Annotated in this window: 18 protein-coding genes and 1 tRNA gene; 12 read left to right on the forward strand and 7 right to left on the reverse strand. The window is 58.6% G+C overall.

The window, feature by feature from the left end; translation table 11 throughout:
• Nucleotides 1-52: 52 nt before the first annotated feature.
• From FYJ85_RS04790 to FYJ85_RS04820, 7 genes are all read left to right on the forward strand, one after another.
• Complete coding sequence (locus FYJ85_RS04790; RefSeq protein ID WP_158704067.1) at nt 53-766, forward strand: helix-turn-helix domain-containing protein; 714 nt, start codon at nt 53-55, stop codon at nt 764-766.
• A gap of 73 nt (nt 767-839) precedes the next feature.
• Complete coding sequence (aroQ, locus tag FYJ85_RS04795) at nt 840-1,289, forward strand: type II 3-dehydroquinate dehydratase (RefSeq protein WP_106053858.1); 450 nt, start codon at nt 840-842, stop codon at nt 1,287-1,289.
• 42 nt (nt 1,290-1,331) lie between these two features.
• Nucleotides 1,332-1,787: an acetyl-CoA carboxylase biotin carboxyl carrier protein gene (gene accB / locus FYJ85_RS04800; RefSeq protein WP_154417146.1), complete on the forward strand. Its 456-nt coding sequence runs from the start codon at nt 1,332-1,334 to the stop codon at nt 1,785-1,787.
• A 19-nt stretch (nt 1,788-1,806) separates the two neighbouring features.
• Nucleotides 1,807-3,180, forward strand: a complete 1,374-nt coding sequence (gene accC, locus FYJ85_RS04805; RefSeq protein ID WP_106053856.1) for an acetyl-CoA carboxylase biotin carboxylase subunit — start codon at nt 1,807-1,809, stop codon at nt 3,178-3,180.
• A complete protein-coding gene (locus FYJ85_RS04810; protein ID WP_106053855.1) occupies nt 3,177-3,650 on the forward strand; it encodes an Asp23/Gls24 family envelope stress response protein in 474 nt (157 codons plus the stop codon). Before accC ends, FYJ85_RS04810 begins: the two co-directional genes overlap by 4 nt.
• Nucleotides 3,651-3,705: 55 nt before the next feature.
• Entirely contained in the window at nt 3,706-4,242 is a 537-nt protein-coding gene (locus FYJ85_RS04815; protein ID WP_106053854.1) for an Asp23/Gls24 family envelope stress response protein, read from the forward strand.
• A complete protein-coding gene (locus tag FYJ85_RS04820) occupies nt 4,223-4,780 on the forward strand; it encodes a Maf family protein (protein ID WP_154417147.1) in 558 nt (185 codons plus the stop codon). Before FYJ85_RS04815 ends, FYJ85_RS04820 begins: the two co-directional genes overlap by 20 nt.
• A gap of 93 nt (nt 4,781-4,873) precedes the next feature.
• Here FYJ85_RS04820 and FYJ85_RS04825 read toward each other — a convergent pair whose 3' ends face one another.
• From FYJ85_RS04825 to FYJ85_RS04850, 6 genes are all read right to left on the reverse strand, one after another.
• Nucleotides 4,874-5,686 carry a hypothetical protein gene (locus FYJ85_RS04825; RefSeq protein WP_154417148.1) on the reverse strand — a complete coding sequence of 271 codons (813 nt, stop codon included), beginning with the start codon at nt 5,684-5,686 and terminating at the stop codon, nt 4,874-4,876.
• Nucleotides 5,687-5,884: 198 nt separating this feature from the next.
• Nucleotides 5,885-6,631, reverse strand: coding sequence for a prepilin-type N-terminal cleavage/methylation domain-containing protein (locus tag FYJ85_RS23965; RefSeq protein ID WP_106053852.1), 747 nt, complete (start codon nt 6,629-6,631; stop codon nt 5,885-5,887).
• A 102-nt stretch (nt 6,632-6,733) separates the two neighbouring features.
• Nucleotides 6,734-7,459 carry a prepilin-type N-terminal cleavage/methylation domain-containing protein gene (locus FYJ85_RS24170; protein ID WP_154417149.1) on the reverse strand — a complete coding sequence of 242 codons (726 nt, stop codon included), beginning with the start codon at nt 7,457-7,459 and terminating at the stop codon, nt 6,734-6,736.
• Nucleotides 7,460-7,570: 111 nt separating this feature from the next.
• Nucleotides 7,571-8,308 (reverse strand): type II secretion system protein, encoded by a 738-nt coding sequence (locus tag FYJ85_RS04840; RefSeq protein WP_154417150.1) that lies wholly within the window; start codon nt 8,306-8,308, stop codon nt 7,571-7,573.
• Nucleotides 8,309-8,446: 138 nt separating this feature from the next.
• On the reverse strand, nt 8,447-10,498 hold the full coding sequence (locus FYJ85_RS04845; RefSeq protein ID WP_154417151.1) for a beta-galactosidase: 2,052 nt from the start codon (nt 10,496-10,498) through the stop codon (nt 8,447-8,449).
• 65 nt (nt 10,499-10,563) lie between these two features.
• A complete protein-coding gene (locus FYJ85_RS04850; protein ID WP_106053848.1) occupies nt 10,564-11,547 on the reverse strand; it encodes a LacI family DNA-binding transcriptional regulator in 984 nt (327 codons plus the stop codon).
• Between the two features lie 242 nt (nt 11,548-11,789).
• Between FYJ85_RS04850 and FYJ85_RS04855 the strand changes: the two genes are divergently transcribed.
• The 3 genes from FYJ85_RS04855 (at nt 11,790) to FYJ85_RS04865 (ending at nt 13,806) form a co-directional block, all read left to right on the forward strand.
• Nucleotides 11,790-11,866 (forward strand) — tRNA-Thr (locus tag FYJ85_RS04855).
• A 270-nt stretch (nt 11,867-12,136) separates the two neighbouring features.
• Nucleotides 12,137-12,283, forward strand: a complete 147-nt coding sequence (locus FYJ85_RS04860; RefSeq protein ID WP_154417152.1) for a hypothetical protein — start codon at nt 12,137-12,139, stop codon at nt 12,281-12,283.
• 257 nt (nt 12,284-12,540) lie between these two features.
• The gene (locus tag FYJ85_RS04865; RefSeq protein ID WP_420856446.1) at nt 12,541-13,806 is read left to right on the forward strand and encodes an L-rhamnose isomerase; all 1,266 of its coding nucleotides are present in this window, start codon (nt 12,541-12,543) and stop codon (nt 13,804-13,806) included.
• Nucleotides 13,807-13,850: 44 nt separating this feature from the next.
• On the opposite strand, the gene FYJ85_RS04870 is transcribed toward FYJ85_RS04865, so the two are convergent.
• Nucleotides 13,851-15,245: an ArnT family glycosyltransferase gene (locus FYJ85_RS04870; RefSeq protein WP_154417154.1), complete on the reverse strand. Its 1,395-nt coding sequence runs from the start codon at nt 15,243-15,245 to the stop codon at nt 13,851-13,853.
• Between the two features lie 212 nt (nt 15,246-15,457).
• Between FYJ85_RS04870 and gap the strand changes: the two genes are divergently transcribed.
• Complete coding sequence (gene gap, locus FYJ85_RS04875) at nt 15,458-16,456, forward strand: type I glyceraldehyde-3-phosphate dehydrogenase (RefSeq protein WP_106053841.1); 999 nt, start codon at nt 15,458-15,460, stop codon at nt 16,454-16,456.
• Nucleotides 16,457-16,547: 91 nt separating this feature from the next.
• A complete protein-coding gene (locus FYJ85_RS04880) occupies nt 16,548-17,801 on the forward strand; it encodes a phosphoglycerate kinase (RefSeq protein WP_106053840.1) in 1,254 nt (417 codons plus the stop codon).
• Nucleotides 17,802-17,860: the final 59 nt, after the last annotated feature.

Below are 17,860 nucleotides of genomic sequence, written 5' to 3' on the forward strand. Positions count from 1 at the left end.
AAGTATTATATTGAAACAGGATGATCATCCCAATACGGTAAGGATGCAGAAGATGGAAGACCTGAGAAACGGGCTGCTGCCCGGCCGGAAGAAGGAAGAAGAGCCCGGACTGTTCGCCGCGGAGCCGGATCAGGCGGCGGAACAGCGGCAGCGGCGGAATGCGGAGCCGGAAGAGCCGGAGCTGCCGCCCGGCCCGATCGACTCCGAAATCCGTGAAGTGCCCGGCGCTCCCGCGAAGAAGAATACGTTCTGCCGGGTGGCCGGGGACGGTTCGTTCGGAAGCTGTCTTGCCGAATTGCGGCAGCGCCACAATTATACGATCCGGCAGCTGGCCGAGGAGACCAAGATCCGTGAAATTTATCTTGAGGCGCTTGAGGCGGAGGACTACCGGAATCTGCCGCAGCTGGTCTATGTGATGGGTTACATCCGCAAGCTTTGCGCGCTCTACGGCGTCGGCAAGGAGGATGCGGACGCCCTGACCGCCGGGCTGCGCGAGCGGCTGCAGTACGAACTGCCCGAAGATATTTCCAAAACGGTGGTGGACCATGAGGTCAGCGAGGAGAACGAGCGTAAGCTGCGGCAGCTGATTCTTTTGATTTCAGGGGCGGCGGTCCTGATCGTGCTGGCGCTTGTGGTCGGCGGCGTGCTGATTCTGATGGGGTTGCGGAGCAGCGAATCCGCCTCTTCCCCTGCGGACCCGTTTAATGAAAATCTGCTGGTTGACCTCCAGCCGAAGCCGAAGCTTGAAGTCCAGGAATTGAAGTGAAAAAGCGCGATTTTTCACGGAAACGGTGCCCGGTGCTGGAAAAATCCGGAATGGAGTGCTATAGTAATTGGTTATGAAAATACTGCTGATCAATGGGCCGAACCTGCAGCTCCTGGGCGTCCGGGAGCCGGGGATTTATGGAAATGACACGCTGCCGGCGATCGTGTCGCGTCTCAGGACGCTGGCGGAGGAACTCGGGTGCGAGCTGGTCGACTTCCAGTCCAATCACGAGGGCGCGATCGTTGACCGGATCGGCGCCGCGCTGGAGGAGGGGGTCGACGGCATCGTCATAAATCCGGCCGCCTACACGCACACCTCCGTGGCGATCCGCGATGCGATTGCAGCCGTGAAGCTGCCCGCCGTCGAGGTGCATCTCAGCAATGTGCAGGCCCGCGAAGAGTTCCGCAACCATTCGCTGACCGCGCCGGTCTGCATCGGCGTGGTGGCGGGTTTCGGGGCGGATTCCTACGGTCTTGCGCTGCATGCCCTTTTTTCCTGCTTGAAAAAGCGGGGTCAGAAATAAAAGAGTTTCCAAACCCTAACAGTCCAGGGAGAGTTTTGTGCAATGAAAATCGAAGAAATCAAGACGATAGTGAAGCTGATGAGCGAGCATGATCTGACCGAGTTCAAGATCGAGGCCGAGGAGTGCAATCTCTGCATCCGCCGCGGCTGCAGCTCGCCGGCGCCGGTGGTGACGCAGATTGCGGCTCCGATGCCGGCCGCTCCGGCCGTCGCGGCGGCGGCGCCGGCACCGGCCGCGGCTGCGGAGGCGCCGAAGGCCGCTCCGGCCGAGACGATCGACTCTCCGCTGGTCGGCACCTTCTACCGTGCGCCCTCCCCGGAAGCGCAGCCCTACGCGAAGATCGGCGACAGGGTTTCCGCCGACACGGTGGTCGGCATTATCGAAGCGATGAAGGTCCTGAACGAGATCAAGGCCGAGAAGAGCGGCGTCATCAAGGAAATCCTCGTCGAGAACGGTCAGCCGGTCGAGTACGGGGAAGCGCTGTTCGTAATCGAATAAAAGGTGACGGAAAACGACTATGTTCAATAAGATTCTGATAGCCAACCGCGGCGAAATCGCGCTGCGCATCATCCGGGCCTGCCGGGAACTCGGCATCCGGACGGTCGCGGTCTATTCGCAGGCGGATGCCGACAGCCTTCCGGTGCGGATGGCCGACGAAGCGGTCTGCATCGGCCCGGCCGCTTCGAGCCAGAGTTATCTGCTGATCGACCGGATTCTGTCGGTCGCCGCGATCTGCGACGTCGATGCGATTCACCCCGGCTACGGCTTTCTTTCTGAGAACGCCTATTTCGCCGAGGCGTGCCGCAAGCACGGCATCACCTTCATCGGGCCGACGCCCGAGGCGATGCGCGCGCTCGGCGACAAGGCGGTCGCCCGCGACACGATGAAGAAGGCCGGGGTCCCGACCACGCCGGGCAGCGACGGCATTCTGCTTTCGGAGCAGGAGGCGCTCAAAATGGCCCACCAGCTCAAATATCCGGTCATCATCAAGGCCGTGGCGGGCGGCGGCGGGCGCGGCATGCGCATTGCGCGCAACGATGCGAGTCTGGTCCAGGGATATCACGCCGCGCGTTCGGAGGCCGAGAGCGCTTTTGCGAACGGCGCGCTCTACATGGAGAAATACCTCGAAAATCCGCGCCATATCGAAATTCAGATTCTCGCCGACAATTACGGCAATGTGATCCATCTCGGCGAGCGCGACTGCAGCGTGCAGCGGCGCAACCAGAAGCTGATCGAGGAAGCGCCGTCGCCGGCGCTGTCGCCGCGGCTCCGCGAGCGGATCGGCGCGGCGGCGGTCAAGGCGGCCAAGGCGGCCGGCTACACGAGCGCCGGAACGATCGAGTTTCTCTACACCGAGGACGGCAATTTCTATTTCATGGAGATGAATACGCGCATTCAGGTCGAGCACCCGGTAACCGAGGCGGTGACCCGCCTTGACCTGATCAAAGAGCAGATCCGGATCGCCGCTGGCGAACGGCTGAGCGTCCGCCAGAAGGATGTCCAGTTCCAGGGGCATGCGATCGAGTGCCGGATCAATGCGGAGGACCCGTTCAACAACTTCACGCCGAGCCCGGGGCGTCTCGAGCTGTTCATTCCGGCCGGCGGCCCGAATGTGCGGGTCGATTCGCATGCGTATTCGGGGTATCGGATTCCGACCTATTACGACAGCATGATCGGCAAGCTGATCGTCTGGGGAAGGACGCGCGAGGACGCGCTTTCGACCATGCGCCGCGCGCTTGACGAAATGACGATCGAGGGCGTCAAGACCACGATCCCGTTCCAGAAGCAGATCGTTTCCCACAAGAGTTTCAACGAAGGGAAGTACGATACCGGATTTGTCGAACGCTTCATGCAGGAGAGTTCGGCCAAGCACAAGGAGGACGGAAAATGAAGGCAGCAGCGAACAGCAAGAAGGCAGAGGCTCCGCAGGTCGAGAACACGACGGCGGCGCTGGAGGGTTCCGAACTCGGTGAAGTGAAGGTTCATGAGAACGTGATCGCTTCGCTGGTGCGCCGTGCGGCGCTGTCGGTCGAAGGGGTTTCGCGCCTCGCCGGCAGCACGCTGGTGGACAACATCGCGGAAATCGTCGGCAGCCGCCGCATGCAGTCGCGGGCGATTACGATCGAGATGGCGGACAACAACCGTGTTTCGATTGAGATCAAGCTGATCCTGAAAGCCGACTTCAACATTCCCGAAGTTGCGGCGCAGGTGCAGAAGGCTGTGATCGAGCGGGTCGAGAAGGTGACCGGCATGACCGTGACCAAGGTCGGCGTTCTGGTTCAGGACATCGACGAAGTGACGCCGCCGGAAGAGGAGCCGGACGACGAGAATGCGGAGATCGATTCGATCCCGATGAATTGAAGAGCGGGGTGCGCCGGCAAGGCGCACCCCTTGTTGCTGAAGAGGAGGTTTCGGAATGTTTGAGCGGCTTTTCTCCGGTGAATTCTATCAGGAGTTGCTGAGCAGCGACTTCAACTGCGGCTATGTGACCGGCGCCGGCATTGTGCTGGGGCTTCTGGTCCTGCTTCTTATTGTCCGGCTCGTGCTGCGGATTCTGTTCCGCCGCCGCCGGTGCGGTGCGATCGTGGTGCCGAGTCCGAACGGGGATTTGACCATCTCGCGCAACGTTGTGGAGAAGGCGGCCCGGACGGTGCTGGACAAGGTCGGCGAACTTGATATCCGCCGTATCCAGCTTTACCGGAAGGGGAAAAATTATTCGCTTCTGCTCTGCTGCACATTTTTCGACGGGGGGAACGGAGTTCCCGAGATCGCCGACGGAATCCGGGCGGATATTCAGGAGACTTTGCGGAAGCTGTTCGGCATTACGACGCTGAAACGGATTGATTTCCGGGTGGAAGAGCAGGGCGACGCGGCTCCGGCCGCTCCTGAGATCCGGGTCCCGGCCCGGCTGACCGATACCGGAGAGAAGCCCGATGCTGATTCTGGCCTCTAATTCGCCGCGCCGCCGGGAGCTCCTGCTGTCGCTCGGAATCCCGTTCGCGGTGGAAGCCGCCGATATTGAGGAGATCGAATCGCTCGACGATCCGCGCGAGGTGCCGTTGCGCAATGCGGAGCGCAAGGCGGCGGCAGTCGCCGCCCGCCATCCGCACGACCCGGTTCTCGGTGCGGATACGGTCATCGTATTCCGCGATGCGGTCATCGGCAAGCCGCGGGACGAGGCCGACGCATTGCGCATTCTGCTCTCGCTTGCAGGCAAGACGCACGAGGTAGTCACCGGCCTTGCGTTGCTGCGCTGCGCGGACGGTTTCCGGCGAATCTGGCGTGAAACGACTCGCGTCACCTTCAAGCCGTTCGGCCGGGAGACGGCGGAGCGTTATCTGTCGCTTGTCTCCGTGCTCGACAAGGCCGGAGCCTACGCGATTCAGGAATCCGGCGAGTTTCTGGTCGAATCGGTCGACGGTTCCATCGAAAACGTGATCGGCCTGCCGCTCGAACGGCTTCAGGAAGAGCTGATGCGCCTCAACGACTGATCCCACCGTAATAGGTCATGGGGCTCGGAGGGAGGGGCTTCATCTCTGCTTTTTCCCGGAAACGAGGCTGGATTATGCCGTCGGGCCACGAAATCAGAGTTCTGGGTCCAAAATCGTGACATCCTCCATTCCGGGTTCTTTTGCACCGGTTTCCAACGTAATGACTGCACGTATATGTTTAAAATTAGTATTAGTAGAAAATTCTACTTTTGATATGTTATCGGAAAGCAAAACAAAAACGGGATAGTCCGAAATCGATTCAGAGATAGTCAAAGTTTGACTCGCTGACGTTGTGGTTTCCGCATGTGGTTCACGATATTTGTAATTTAAATCATTATTTCCCTCGAAGCACAACGGCCAAGACTCTTCGTTACTGATATAAATCTCAGAATCAGGAGTGGCAATCGCCATAGGAAGGGCACCTTCGAATATTCTCCACTTCGCATGCCCGTCTTCATCTTCTGTTAAAGCAAATTGTAAGGAACAATACACTCTTTCACGTGAAGAAGCATGAAAGTGTTCATCATATACCGTCAAGGCACTGATATATTCCCAATATCCCCAAAAGTTCAATGAATAGACTTGAGATGCTACCGTTCCGTCGGAAAATATTGACGGGCCGAGAGCCTTCCATTCCGGAACACCGTCAACTCCAACTAAAGATGCACTTGTGATCCATGAACTATAATCGTGGACAGTGGAATCAGTGCATTTGATTCCCAGCTTGAAATATTCCGGTTCCAGCATCTGTACGGAGTTTTGGGTAATGGCGGTATCGTTGTCGTTGGCGGTTGCCAGTTCCGGCGCGGCAGAAAGGCATACCGGCGAAAATGCAATAGCGGCAAGCACTCCTGCAAAGAAATTCGTCCACATTCCCGAACCTGTCATTCTGCGCTGTTCCATCATTTATGCTCCTTTTTTTAGCCACCGGAACTTTTCCGGTGATACCGAAGTGGTCAGGTGAAGGCGTCTGGAAAGCAATTTGAAAGAATTCAATTTATATGACGGAAAAAACGGAGTTCCGAGGGAAACGGAACTCCGCGGTATGAAAACGGGGATTGATCTTCGTGAAAGAAGGGAAGGCCCCGGACCTTTTTTCGTCGGTCAGTTCGGCAGCGAGCCGGTGATTCCCTGCTGGTAGGGTTCGTGCGCGTTGAAGGCGCTGTTGTTCGGGCCGTTGTTCGAGCCGTTGATCCAGTAGGAGCGGGCGATTCCGGCGGCGTGGCCGTCCGCGAAGAGCGCGCCGTTCGTCCTGCCGTGGGCGCCGAGACGGGTTGCCGGCGAAAAGCTGCTGTTCGCCGCGTCGTTCGCTTTCGGGCGGAAATAGAGCTGCATGCTGATGTTGCCCTTCTCCGTATCCAGCGTATCCATGAGCAGGATCTTCTTCGACACGTCCACCACCCGGGTCAGCTTCCGGCTGCTTTGGGCGTTTTTGGTCAGGTAGAGATAACCGTTCAGCCATTTGCTGCAGTAAAACGAGGTGGTCCAGCTCGTTCCGCTGTAACGCGGAATCAGCGGGCACTCCCAGAGCTTGTCCGGCTCTTCGTTCTTGCCGCCGTTGCGCCAGGAGGTTTTGCCGAGGTATTTTTCGAGAAGCTGCGGGATCGACTGCTTCGAGTTGGCGAACAGTTGCGACGCACCGTCGCTGCCCAGCGTCGAATAGGCGATGAAGTCCTGATTATCCCCGGCGTACATGATGTTGGCGTATCCGAGCTGTTTGGAACGGGCGATGCAGTCGGCGCTTTTCGCCCTGGTCCGCGCCTGATTCAGCGCCGGCAGCAGCATGGCCGCAAGGATGGCGATAATTGCGATGACAACCAGAAGCTCGATCAAGGTAAACGTTTTCTTCATACAGCACCTCCCGGATTTCAGAATTTCAGGAACTTTCAAGTAACCCAAGTATTTCTATAATCAGATCAGCCTCTCACTTCCGCTCTTTGCGGGCTTGGCGGTTTAACGGGGAAGATACCAAGTATTCCAAGCATAATAGGGCTTCCAGATATTTCTGGAATTCTCTTCCGTCTTGGTCCGCGAAAGCGATGTGACATGGCCGTCGAACATGGCATAATTCGCGTTTCCGTTGTGACGGAGAGCAACCGGATACCAGGTATCCATTTTCCCCTGTCCCCAGTAAGCGCCCGGCTGGATCATCCCGGTCATGTTCTGAAGACCTTTACTCAAATTCATATCAGGCTCACAATCACCAAAGTGGATCAATTGTGCGAGCCGGGCTCCTTTTCCAAGCAGGGTTGAAATTTTACGTGCCTGATTATATTTTGCATCACCTCTGTGATGTTCACCGGTTGCATAGTAATGAATGCCGTAAGTGTAAATCATATTCAGCTTTGTACCCGCCGGCGGATTGTCACGATATTTTTTCCACGGCAGGCTGTCCGCGACGCTCGGACAGAACATGGCTTTGTCATTGATGTTGTACCAGTCGTAAAACGCCGCGATCCAGGTGTCACCGCCCCAGCGCGGCTGGGCCGGCACCAGATAATCGTTATTATCATTTGTGTAGAGCATGGCCATCTGGCTGATGCCCTTGAGGTTCGAGGTGCAGTTGGCCGTCCGGCCGCGTTCCCGCGCCTGCTGAAGCGCGGGCAGCAGCATCGAAGCGAGAATCGCGATGATCGCGATGACGACAAGGAGCTCGATCAAGGTGAATGTTTTTTTCATATTGCTATCTCCTAAATTTTCAGGAACTTACGAAAATTTCAAACTCTTATTTTTTTCGTGCCGAAATCGCTTTTCCACATTATCCTTTCAGATGGCGACTTGTAAAAATTATCAGTCTTTCCAGAACTGTTTGCCGCCGTCATAAGTATTATTGGCAGGAATATCGTTCCTGATTCGCATATTCGCATGACCATCTACATAGGAAATATTAGCTCCCTGGCCATTACGATGCCGCCACAACGCGCCGTCACCAGAGTAAGCGCTGGCCACGCTGGAAAGATTCTGCTCCTGCCACTGTCCGACTTTATCGATATCCATATACAGCATCCGACCGCTCGGGTACTTGACCTTGGAAGCTTTTGTCACCGGCATATCCCAGGATTTCGGATCGTAATTGCCATGTTTCTCGTTCATTCCATAATGGCGGGAACCGGCAGTTTCATTGCTTCCCAATACCATTTGGGAAGGACAGCCAAAAATCCCTTTAGGGCGTTTTTTAGTATTGTCCCAATGCTTCCAGTCTGTTAAGTTTCCGCCGTTTTGAAGAACATAAAGCCCATCCTGCCACTTCCCATTGCCCTGCCAGCAATGAGTACCGGGGTTCAATAATCCGTTATATTTCGGAAACTGGCCGTTATTTGCATCGACATACATCTGCGATAACGTACCGATCTGCTTCATGTTCGAGAGGCAGGAGGTATCCCGGGCCCGGCCGCGCGCCTGATTCAGCGCGGGCAGCAGCATCGCGGCGAGAATTGCGATGATCGCAATCACGACCAGCAGTTCGATCAGGGTGAATTTCCGGCGCATAATACCGAATATGTTGTGCGACTTCTGTTCGATTTTCATTCTTTTACCCTCTTTTTTGTTCCTATGATGACTGAATCAAGTTTATAAATTTTACAGTGGCCTCACATATTCGGTATTATACGAAACGGCAATTATATTATATATGAATTACCCGATCTTTCAATCAATTTTCTTCCATTATTTCATGGAGTTGTTGAGTTTGCCGTTCATTCTGTACGTATACATGTTCTCGCCGACTTCGCGGGAGGCTTTGATCATCTCCGGATACGGGGTGTCGGCGACGTCGACGAAACCGATCTGGTAGCCTTCGCCGTCCCAGCGGCCGGTCAGCGGCTGGTCGCGGAACTGGAACCAGTGTGCTCCGATCATGTTCGGGTGAACCAGCGCACCCTGCACGTACCGCTGGTAGGAGGTCGCGCGCTCCTGCTGGTCCCCGACCGGGCAGAGGCTCGCGGAGAACATGCCGCGATCGTAGGTCCCGAAGTGGAATTCGCCGATCAGGATCGGCTTTCCGCCGAACGATTTCGGATCGACGTTCGCCACGCTGTTGTGGTAGGTGTTGACGCTGACCACATCGCAGTACTTCGCAGCGCTCTCCTGGCACTCCTTCGACTGGCGGAAGCCGACGAACCGGCAGCCGAGGTAGAGCCGGTGCGGAGCCGCGCTCTTGATCCCTTTGCTGCAGAGTTCGAAGTAACGGTCGATCATTTTCGCGTTGAATTCATTGGCGTCCTTCTTGTAACCGGCGCTCTTCGGTACGGTATCCCCGTCGGCCAGCTGCTTCCAGTCCTTATAGTCGGTCTCCCACGCCTTGTTGAGATCGCCGATCTTCTGGTATTTCGCCTTCAGGTCCTTGATGAACTCCTGCTTGGCGGGCTGATCCGCCTTCGCCTTCATCACGCCCTCCATGATCCGGCCGAACTGAAGTTCGTTGTCGATGAAGTAACCGATGCACATCGGGTCGTCGATCGACTTGCGGGTCATCTCGTCCTCCTTCGCGCGGTCCCGCAGGATGTTGCCCATCTTAGCCTCGAACGCGGGGTCGAATACATCGTAGAATTTCACATTCGGCAGCCGCGGGAAGTTCCGCGCAAAGTCGGCCAGCTGCATCGTGTAGGGCTGTTCGCCCTTCAGCATGATGTTGCTTTTGGACCAGTTGCCGATCGTATTGATGCCCCACGCCTTCAGACGCCTGGACATGGTGTCGTAAAAATCGTCCTCGTAACGGCCCTTGCCGTATTTTTTCTGCAGATTCCAGTGAGTGAAGGGCATCACGCCGTCCGCCGGGACCTTGCCTTCGAACCACTTCTCATGGCCGCGACCGGTCGTCGCGTCGGTATGGGCCTGCAGGACGTCGATGCCGGTCGACCAGAAGAGACGCCCTTCCGGGTCGACGAGGAACCATTTGCCGTTGTATTTCTCGGTACGGAAGTTTCCGGTCGCCTCAAGCTGCGGGCCCTCAGCCCAGCCGCCGAAACGGTCCCAGGTCGACGGTGCCGGAGTTGCGGCGAGCTCGGCGAGCTCGCGCTGGTGCTCTTTGGTCAAATCCGCATCGGAATGGATCTTTTCGGGCCATTCGCCGTGCTTGTACTGTCCGTAGACATCGATGAACGGGAAGTATTTGTCCCCCATGCCGGTGACCTTTTTGTCGGTCTCCGCCTCGCCTTCGAGCCGGAGGTTCGAGAGACGGCAGTCGATCAGCCCCTTGACCTGGTGCGGCTCGAACGGCCACTGCATTTTGAATTCAATCGAGTTGATTTTCGACGTGTCCAGCGGCCGTTTGATATTCCTGCCGCCCTCCGGCGCCGTGAAAAGCGCCGCGTGCGGCAGGTAGAGGCGCATCGTGCGCTTCTCGCCCGGATTCAGGCCGACGCCGGTGTTGACCTCGCGGTGCGGCAGGTCGACGTGGCTCGTGCTGGCCTTGTCTTTGCCGCCGCTCGTGATGTGCATGGTCAGCCGCATCTGGCGGTCCTTCGAGAGGTTTTCGACGTCCACCGCGAGATATTCGGCGCCGGAGAAGTCGAACTTCTGCCCTTTCGGCGGGTTGATCCGCAGTCCGGCATCCCATTCCGCCGTGTCGCTCTTGAGCAGAATGCCGTCGGCGGTCTGCTCGACTTTGGCCCGGTACCGGGCTTCCAGCTGATCCTTCGAAAGTTCCAGCCCGCCCGCCAGCAGACAGCCGGTGCAGAAGACCAGCGCCGTCGAAATCCATGTTCTGCTTAATCTCATATTAGTCCGAATCCTCTTGTTTTTTGGCATAAAGGGTCTTTTGAATTGAAAATTCATTTGATTTTTTACTTCAGGGACATCACGGAATTGCGTTCAATCAGTTTTGCCGGTATTTCAACTTTCCTCAGAATCTTGCACTCGCCCTCCATGACCAGGTCAACCGCGATCTCGGCCATGTCGTGCAGCGGAATGGATATCGTACTCAGCGACGGCCGCTGGAATTCGGAGATGCCGGGATTTTCGGAGCCGAGCAGCGAGATGTCTTCCGGCACACGCTTGCCGGAGAGCTCCTGCAGCAGCCAGTTCACTTCGAGCGCGCGCATGTCTTCGCCCGGAACCCAGACCGCGGTGCAGCCGTTGTCGATCAGCCGCTTGACGGAGAGGTGCAGCGGTTCGCTGCTCGACAGCGCGAGCAGGAAGCCGTCCTGTTCGAAGCCGCCCTCTCTGATCGCGATCCGGATGCCTTCGGCGCGGCCGCAGCCGGTGTAATCCGGGTCGTGGATGACGGCGATCCGGCGATGCCCCTTGCCGAGCAGATACTGGCCGGCGAGCTTGCCGTTCTCGTAACAGTTCGTGAAAACCGTGTGGCACCAGGAGGATTGATTGTCGCTGAACCAGACCATCGGAATGTTGTGGATCTTCTTCAGAATTTCGATCGTCCGGTCCTCCCAGGCGATGCCGATGACGCCGTCGAACCAGCAGTCGGCCAGATTGCCGATCCGGTCTTCGGTGATCATGGTGATTCCGGCGTCCACGCGGGAGAGCGCGTAGCAGATATGCTGCGTCAGCGTATTGACGTAGCCGCCCATGACCGTCCGGTGCGGCGGCTCGGTGACGATCGCGATCTGCTTGCTGCGCACGCCGACGCGGGGGCGGAAGCCGAGTTCGCGCGCCGCGGAAAGCACCCGACTGCGCGTTTCGGAAGGAATCAGCGAACTGTTATTGAATACGCGGCTCACCGTCCCGGTGGAAACCCGCGCTCTCGATGCCACCTGCGCCAGCACGCCGGAGGTCGATGCACTGTTTTTTACTCTCGTTTCAGCAGCCATATTAAAAACCCGTTCATGTTATGAGTCTTTTGCATTACGTTTATATTATACCAAAAAAATATGCAAATGTCAATAGGGGGAAGACAATTTTTTCTGTTTTTATGCAATTTTTGCATGAATGAGATAAAGTTTACGCGGCATATGATTCAGATCGGCAGGAAAAGTTCGGCAGAAAAGTTTGAAAATACTCCAAAACCATTTGCACAACCGGCGGCAACGCAGTATATTGTGTCCATGGCCGGGCCGGCTTAGCTCAGTTGGCTAGAGCGGTTGACTTGTAATCAGCAGGTCGTGGGTTCGATTCCCACAGCCGGCTCCATTTTTCCGCCTGAATCCTTTGCGGCTTTGAGTTCAGCTTACCGGGTTTCGTCCTGATGCGGCCGCTTATCCGTATTTCCGCTTTTGCACACCCGTTTTCGATATTTCCGGGAGATGAAGAAGATGAAACAGGTGCACGACAAGTTCCCCGTTTTCCCATAAGATAACTTTCTCTGCTGCTGTTTTCAAATTCCTTCAGTACTTGCAGCCGGAGTTGCATTGAGGATTCGCCGGCGCCGATCTCCGGCCGAGGCGGTTTGGCTGCATTGATGTGTGCACAGGTGCGGCGACGACTCTGCTGCGCGGCGGCGGCTTTGCGGTCACGCTCGCGGCGGGGAAGGGGAAGAGCCTCCTGAGACTGTCGGACGGCAAAACCGAAAAGACGCTTCCGCTTGCGGAGAAGTCGCGCGATGTGTGACGGACGGTCGAAATCGATCCGGCCGCCGAAGAGCTCGCCCTGCCGCCGGCCGGAACCGTCTGGCGGGCCGAAGTCGGCCGCAATCCGGTCTACGGGATCGAACTGCCCTGAGCCCGGTATCGGCCGGAAGGGGGGGAGGTTCGCCCCCATTTCCGCTGCGTTGGTCATAAACGGATACAATTTATTCCGTCGCGTCCATTCCGTTTCCGAAAAAATCTGGTATAATGCAGGAAACACCTTGTGCAATGACAGGAGGGATCATGGACCACACGGAAGAGATTTACCGTTCCGCCCGGGAGATTTATGCCGGATACGGAGTCGACACGGAAGAGGCTTTGCGGAAGCTTGACGCGATTCCGCTCTCCGTCCACGCCTGGCAGGGCGACGACGTGAAGGGATTCGAAGCGGCCGGGCATGCGCTGACCGGCGGCTGCCAGGTCACCGGGAACTATCCGGGCTATGCCCGGAACGCCGAAGAGCTGCGAGGCGACCTCGATGTCGCCCTCGCGCTGATTCCGGGGAAACACCGGGTCTGCCTGCAGGGGCACCAGATCGACCGCGCCCTCCCGGGAATCGACCGCGATGCATTCACGATCCGGCAGTTCTCCTGCTGGCTCGACTGGGCGAGGCAGAAGGGGATCGGCATGGACATCGCTCCGGCCTTCTACTCGCACCCGCTGCTTGACCACGGGCTTTCGCTGTCGCACCCGGATGCCGGAATCCGCCGTTTCTGGATCGATCACGCCAAAGCGATCCGGCGCATCGCGGCCGAGTTCGGCCGGGCGCTCGGTACGCCTGCGGTCTGCAACGAGTGGGCGCCGGACGGATTCAAAGACATTCCGGCCGACCGTCTTGCGCCGCGCGAACGGCTGCGGGAATCCCTCGACGAAATCTTTGCGGAGACGATCGACGAATCCCTCGTCCTCGACGCGGTCGAATCGAAACTCTTCGGCATCGGCGCGGAGTCGTACACGGTCGGATCGCACGATTTTTATCTGAGCTATGCCGCGAAGTCCGGCAAGCTGATCTGTCTCGATTCCGGCCATTTCCACCCGACCGAGTCGATCGGCGACAAGCTCTCGGCCATCACCGCCATGCAGGGGCGGATTCTGCTGCACGTGAGTCGCGGCGTCCGCTGGGACAGCGATCACGTGCTGGTGCTGAACGATGAACTGCTTTCGATCGCCCGGGAAACGGTGCGCTGCCTTGCGGCAGGGGCTCAGATCCATATCGGGCTCGACTATTTCGACGCGAGCATCAACCGTATCGCGGCCTGGGTCGTCGGCGCGCGGAATATGCAGAAAGCGCTGCTCTGCGGGCTCCTGGAGCCGTTCGAACGCATCCGGGCCTGCGAGACGGACTGGGATTTTTCGGGCCGCCTCGCGCTCGGGGAGGAGGCCAGAACGCTGCCGTGGGGCGCCGTCTGGAACTACTACTGCCTGACCCGCGGCGTTCCGCCGGACGCGGGGTTCATGAACGATATCCGCAGCTACGAGCAGGAAGTGACCCTGCTGCGCGGGTGAAAACGGCTCAGCCGAATCCGCAATGCGGCGCTTGCCGGAGCGCGTCAGTCTCCGATCCGGGCCGGCGCCTGCTTCGAGCGGCGCAGCCCGGAGGCGGCGGCCTGAAGCTGCAGCGCCGCCATCAGCGCGAGGAACGGCAGCGCCGGCAGCTGGTAGCGCGGCGCCGTAATCGGCCCCGGCAGGAAGAAGTAATACTCGACAAATGCAAGGAAGAGAAAAATCCAGTACCACTCCCGGCGCAGGTTCACCGCCCAGACGATCAGCTTCCACAGCGCCAGCGCGTACATCGCCAGCGTGACGCAGAGCAGCGGAATCACCGGAATCAGCACCCAGAGCCTGTCTCCGAAGTAGAAACGGACCGCCGCAGACACTCCCTCTTTCTGCATGACGTCCATCGTGCCGCGTCCCGCGCTCGTCACCCCGAGGATTTCGAAGAAAGTCGGCGCGTCCGGCAGCAGGATGTGCGGCCGGAAGTGCTGCGGCAGCCAGACCAGCGGATGCGCGAAAATCAGCTCGCGGAATTTCTTGAGCCGATAGCTGCTCCGGCTCTTCCGGTCCGGATATTTCTCCGCATCGGCGAATTCCGTTTCGAGTTCCGCGAGAATCTTCGCCTTTTCCTCCTCGAAGCTCGAACGGTTGACCCGGGCGAGAATCATCGCGCCGTTCTGATGATACATTGCGCCGGTGTTCGTATCGATCGACCACCCCGCGCCGAGGGCCGCGTTGCGCCCCATCCACGGCAGCAGCACGAGCAGGAACGCCGCGAGCCCGGCAACTCCGCCGGCCAGCTTCTGTTTCCAGCCGAGCCCCGGCCGGACGGCGATCAGGAAGAGCGCCGGCAGCACCCAGACCGAGTTGATCGGCCGGATCAGGGCCCCGACTCCGGCCAGGAACAGCGTCAGGACGAACCAGCGCGGATCGCTTTTCCGGTGAAACTTCCCGAAACAGCCGAACATGAGCGCGGCGATCAGTCCGAACAGCGTGTCGGAGAGCAGCATCGGCGCCTGGGCGATCATGGTCAGGTTCAGCACCGTGAAGCCGCAGCCCCACAGCGCCGTCCGCCGGTCGAACCAGACGGTTCCGGCCCAGTAGACCGCCAGCGGAATCAGCGCCCCGGCCAGCAGCAGCGTCACGGCCAGCGCCGCCGCGTTCTCCGGCCCGAAAAGCCGGAACACCAGCGACGCGAAGAACGGGAAGCCCGGCGCCCGCCCGCAATTCGGTTCGCCGCCCGGACAGTCGAGGTAGCTCCCTTCGGCGGCGAGCGCGCGGGCCGGGCCGAGGTAGCCCGGCGTATCCGGACGCGAAAAACACGTTTCGGCATCGCCGCAGAGCCCCGGCAGGGCGACCGCCAGCCGCAGCAGAAGCCCCGCGGCGAGCAGAGTCAGAAGGACGCGGTTCTCCCGCACGAAACGACGGACGCGGGCGGCGGAGTCGGGCATGGTTTTCTCTCCGTGGAATTTATTTTTGATTTTTTTTACTATAGCATGAAAATTCCGCCGCGCCACAATCCGGCGTAAATCCGTTGGCAAACAACGGCGAAAGGCCCGAATTCACCCGATATGCGGTTTGACTTTTCGGAAAACCGGGCTATATTTCAGAACATCGATAATTTTATACCTGACCCTTAACATAAAAAAAGGAACGTCGAAAAATGATCAAAGTTGGTATCAACGGTTTCGGTCGTATCGGCCGGATGGTCTTCCGCGCCGCGGTCAAGAATTTCAGCAATGATATCGAAATTGTCGGCATCAACGACCTGCTGGATCCGGACTACCTCGCCTACATGCTGAAGTACGACTCGGTCCACGGCAAATTCGAAGGCGACATCGCCGTCGAGGGCAGCACGCTCGTCGTCAACGGCAAGAAGATCCGCCTGACCGCCGAGAAGGATCCGGCCAACCTGAAGTGGAACGAAGTCGGCGCCGACGTCGTCGTCGAATCCACCGGCCTCTTCCTGACCAAGGAAACCGCCGAGAACCACATCAAGGCCGGCGCCAAGAAGGTCATCATGTCCGCCCCGTCCAAGGACGACACCCCGATGTTCGTCTTCGGCGTCAACGACAAGACCTATGCCGGTCAGGCGATCATCTCCAATGCCAGCTGCACCACGAACTGCCTGGCTCCGATCTCCAAGGTCCTCGATGACAAGTTCGGCATCGTCCGCGGCCTGATGACCACCGTCCACGCCGCCACCGCGACCCAGAAGACCGTCGACGGCCCGTCCAAGAAGGATTGGCGCGGCGGCCGCGGCATTCTCGAGAACATCATCCCGTCCTCGACCGGCGCCGCCAAGGCCGTGGGCAAGGTCCTGCCGCAGCTGAACGGCAAGCTGACCGGCATGTCGATGCGCGTTCCGACCTCCGACGTCTCGGTCGTCGACCTGACCGTCGAGCTGAAGAAGGCTGCGACCTACGAAGAGATCTGCGCCGCGATGAAGGAAGCCAGCGAAGGCGAACTCAAGGGCGTTCTCGGCTACACCGAAGAGAAGGTCGTCTCGACCGACTTCCGCGGCGAAGCCCGCACCTCCGTCTTCGACAAGGGCGCCGGCATCCAGCTCGACCCGACCTTCGTCAAGGTCGTCTCCTGGTACGACAACGAGTGGGGCTACTCCAACAAGGTTCTGGAGATGGTCCGCGTCATCTCCAAGTAATTACATTCGATTGTAATTCCCTGAAAGGGCGGGTGGTAATAGGCCGCCCGCCTTTTTTGCATCAAGCCAAAAGAAGAAGAGAGAGAAAATCATGAACAAGAAAACGCTTCGCGACGTCGATCTCAAGGGCAAGCGCGTAGTCATGCGCGTTGACTTCAATGTGCCGATCAAGGAAGGGGTCATCAAGGACGACACCCGCATCAAGGGCGCGCTCGCGTCGATCAAGTACGTGCTTGAAAACGGCGGCAGCCTCGTGCTGATGAGCCACCTCGGCCGGCCGGCCGAGAAGGGCTACGAAGCTGATTTCAGCCTGAAGCCGGTGGCGGAATACCTTTCGAAGATGCTCGGCAAGCCGGTCGTCTTCGCCGCCGACTGCGCGAATGCCGACAAAGAGGTCGCCGCCATGAAGCCGGGCGACATCGTCATGCTTGAGAACACCCGCTTCTACGCCGAAGAGCAGGGCAAGGTCAAGAAGAAGGAAGGCATGACCGATGACGAGTACAAGGCGAAGAAGGCCGAGATGAAGGAAAAGCAGCTCAAGCTCGCCGAAAAGCTCGCTTCCTACGGCGACATCTACTGCAACGATGCGTTCGGCACGGCCCACCGCGCCCACGCTTCGACTGCGGTCATCACGAAATTCCTGAAGCCGGCGGTCGCCGGTTTCCTGATGGAGAAGGAGATCGCCTACCTCGGCAGCGCGGTCGAGAATCCGGTCCGTCCGTTCGTTGCGATCCTCGGCGGCGCGAAGGTCTCCGACAAGCTCGCCGTGGTCAAGAACCTGCTGACCAAGGTCAACACGCTCATCATCGGCGGCGGCATGGCCTACACCTTCCTGAAGGCGCAGGGGCATGATGTCGGCAATTCGCTTTGCGAGCTCGACCAGCTTGAGTATGCGAAGGAAATGATCGAGAAGGCGAAGGAGCTGAATGTCAGCTTCCTGCTGCCGGTCGACAACGTCGCGGCCGACAAGTTCGACGCCGAAGCGAATACGCAGATCGTCGGCGACGATATCCCGGCCGGCTGGATGGCGCTCGATATCGGCCCGAAGACCACCGAGCTCTACGCGAATGCGATCAAGAGCGCGAAGACCGTGGTCTGGAACGGACCGATGGGCTGCTTCGAGATGCCGAAATTCGCGAACGGCACCTTCGGCGTCTGCAAGGCGGTCGCCGAGGTCGCGGCCAACGGCGGTGTTTCGATCATCGGCGGCGGCGACAGCGTTTCGGCCGTGAACAAATCCGGCCTGGCGGACAAGATGAGCCACATTTCCACCGGCGGCGGCGCTTCCCTCGAATATCTCGAGGGCAAGGAGCTCCCGGGCGTGGTTGCGCTCACCGACAAGTAATTTTCGCGGAGCGATTCCGGAAAGCGGTTTCCGCCGGCTGGCGGAGGCCGCTTTTTTCA

Source organism: Victivallis lenta, from assembly GCF_009695545.1.
Lineage (GTDB): Bacteria > Verrucomicrobiota > Lentisphaeria > Victivallales > Victivallaceae > Victivallis > Victivallis lenta.

Bases quoted from the DNA above. Each gene is read 5' to 3' on its own strand.
- FYJ85_RS04880 (WP_106053840.1), top strand. From the start codon at position 16,548: ATGAACAAGAAAACGCTTCGCGACGTCGATCTCAAGGGCAAGCGCGTA.
- FYJ85_RS04845 (WP_154417151.1), bottom strand. From the start codon at position 10,498: ATGAGATTAAGCAGAACATGGATTTCGACGGCGCTGGTCTTCTGCACC.
- FYJ85_RS04850 (WP_106053848.1), bottom strand. From the start codon at position 11,547: ATGGCTGCTGAAACGAGAGTAAAAAACAGTGCATCGACCTCCGGCGTG.
- aroQ (WP_106053858.1), top strand. From the start codon at position 840: ATGAAAATACTGCTGATCAATGGGCCGAACCTGCAGCTCCTGGGCGTC.
- FYJ85_RS24170 (WP_154417149.1), bottom strand. From the start codon at position 7,459: ATGAAAAAAACATTCACCTTGATCGAGCTCCTTGTCGTCATCGCGATC.
- FYJ85_RS04820 (WP_154417147.1), top strand. From the start codon at position 4,223: ATGCTGATTCTGGCCTCTAATTCGCCGCGCCGCCGGGAGCTCCTGCTG.
- FYJ85_RS04790 (WP_158704067.1), top strand. From the start codon at position 53: ATGGAAGACCTGAGAAACGGGCTGCTGCCCGGCCGGAAGAAGGAAGAA.
- accB (WP_154417146.1), top strand. From the start codon at position 1,332: ATGAAAATCGAAGAAATCAAGACGATAGTGAAGCTGATGAGCGAGCAT.
- accC (WP_106053856.1), top strand. From the start codon at position 1,807: ATGTTCAATAAGATTCTGATAGCCAACCGCGGCGAAATCGCGCTGCGC.
- FYJ85_RS04825 (WP_154417148.1), bottom strand. From the start codon at position 5,686: ATGATGGAACAGCGCAGAATGACAGGTTCGGGAATGTGGACGAATTTC.
- FYJ85_RS04810 (WP_106053855.1), top strand. From the start codon at position 3,177: ATGAAGGCAGCAGCGAACAGCAAGAAGGCAGAGGCTCCGCAGGTCGAG.
- FYJ85_RS04870 (WP_154417154.1), bottom strand. From the start codon at position 15,245: ATGCCCGACTCCGCCGCCCGCGTCCGTCGTTTCGTGCGGGAGAACCGC.
- FYJ85_RS04840 (WP_154417150.1), bottom strand. From the start codon at position 8,308: ATGAAAATCGAACAGAAGTCGCACAACATATTCGGTATTATGCGCCGG.
- gap (WP_106053841.1), top strand. From the start codon at position 15,458: ATGATCAAAGTTGGTATCAACGGTTTCGGTCGTATCGGCCGGATGGTC.
- FYJ85_RS04815 (WP_106053854.1), top strand. From the start codon at position 3,706: ATGTTTGAGCGGCTTTTCTCCGGTGAATTCTATCAGGAGTTGCTGAGC.
- FYJ85_RS23965 (WP_106053852.1), bottom strand. From the start codon at position 6,631: ATGAAGAAAACGTTTACCTTGATCGAGCTTCTGGTTGTCATCGCAATT.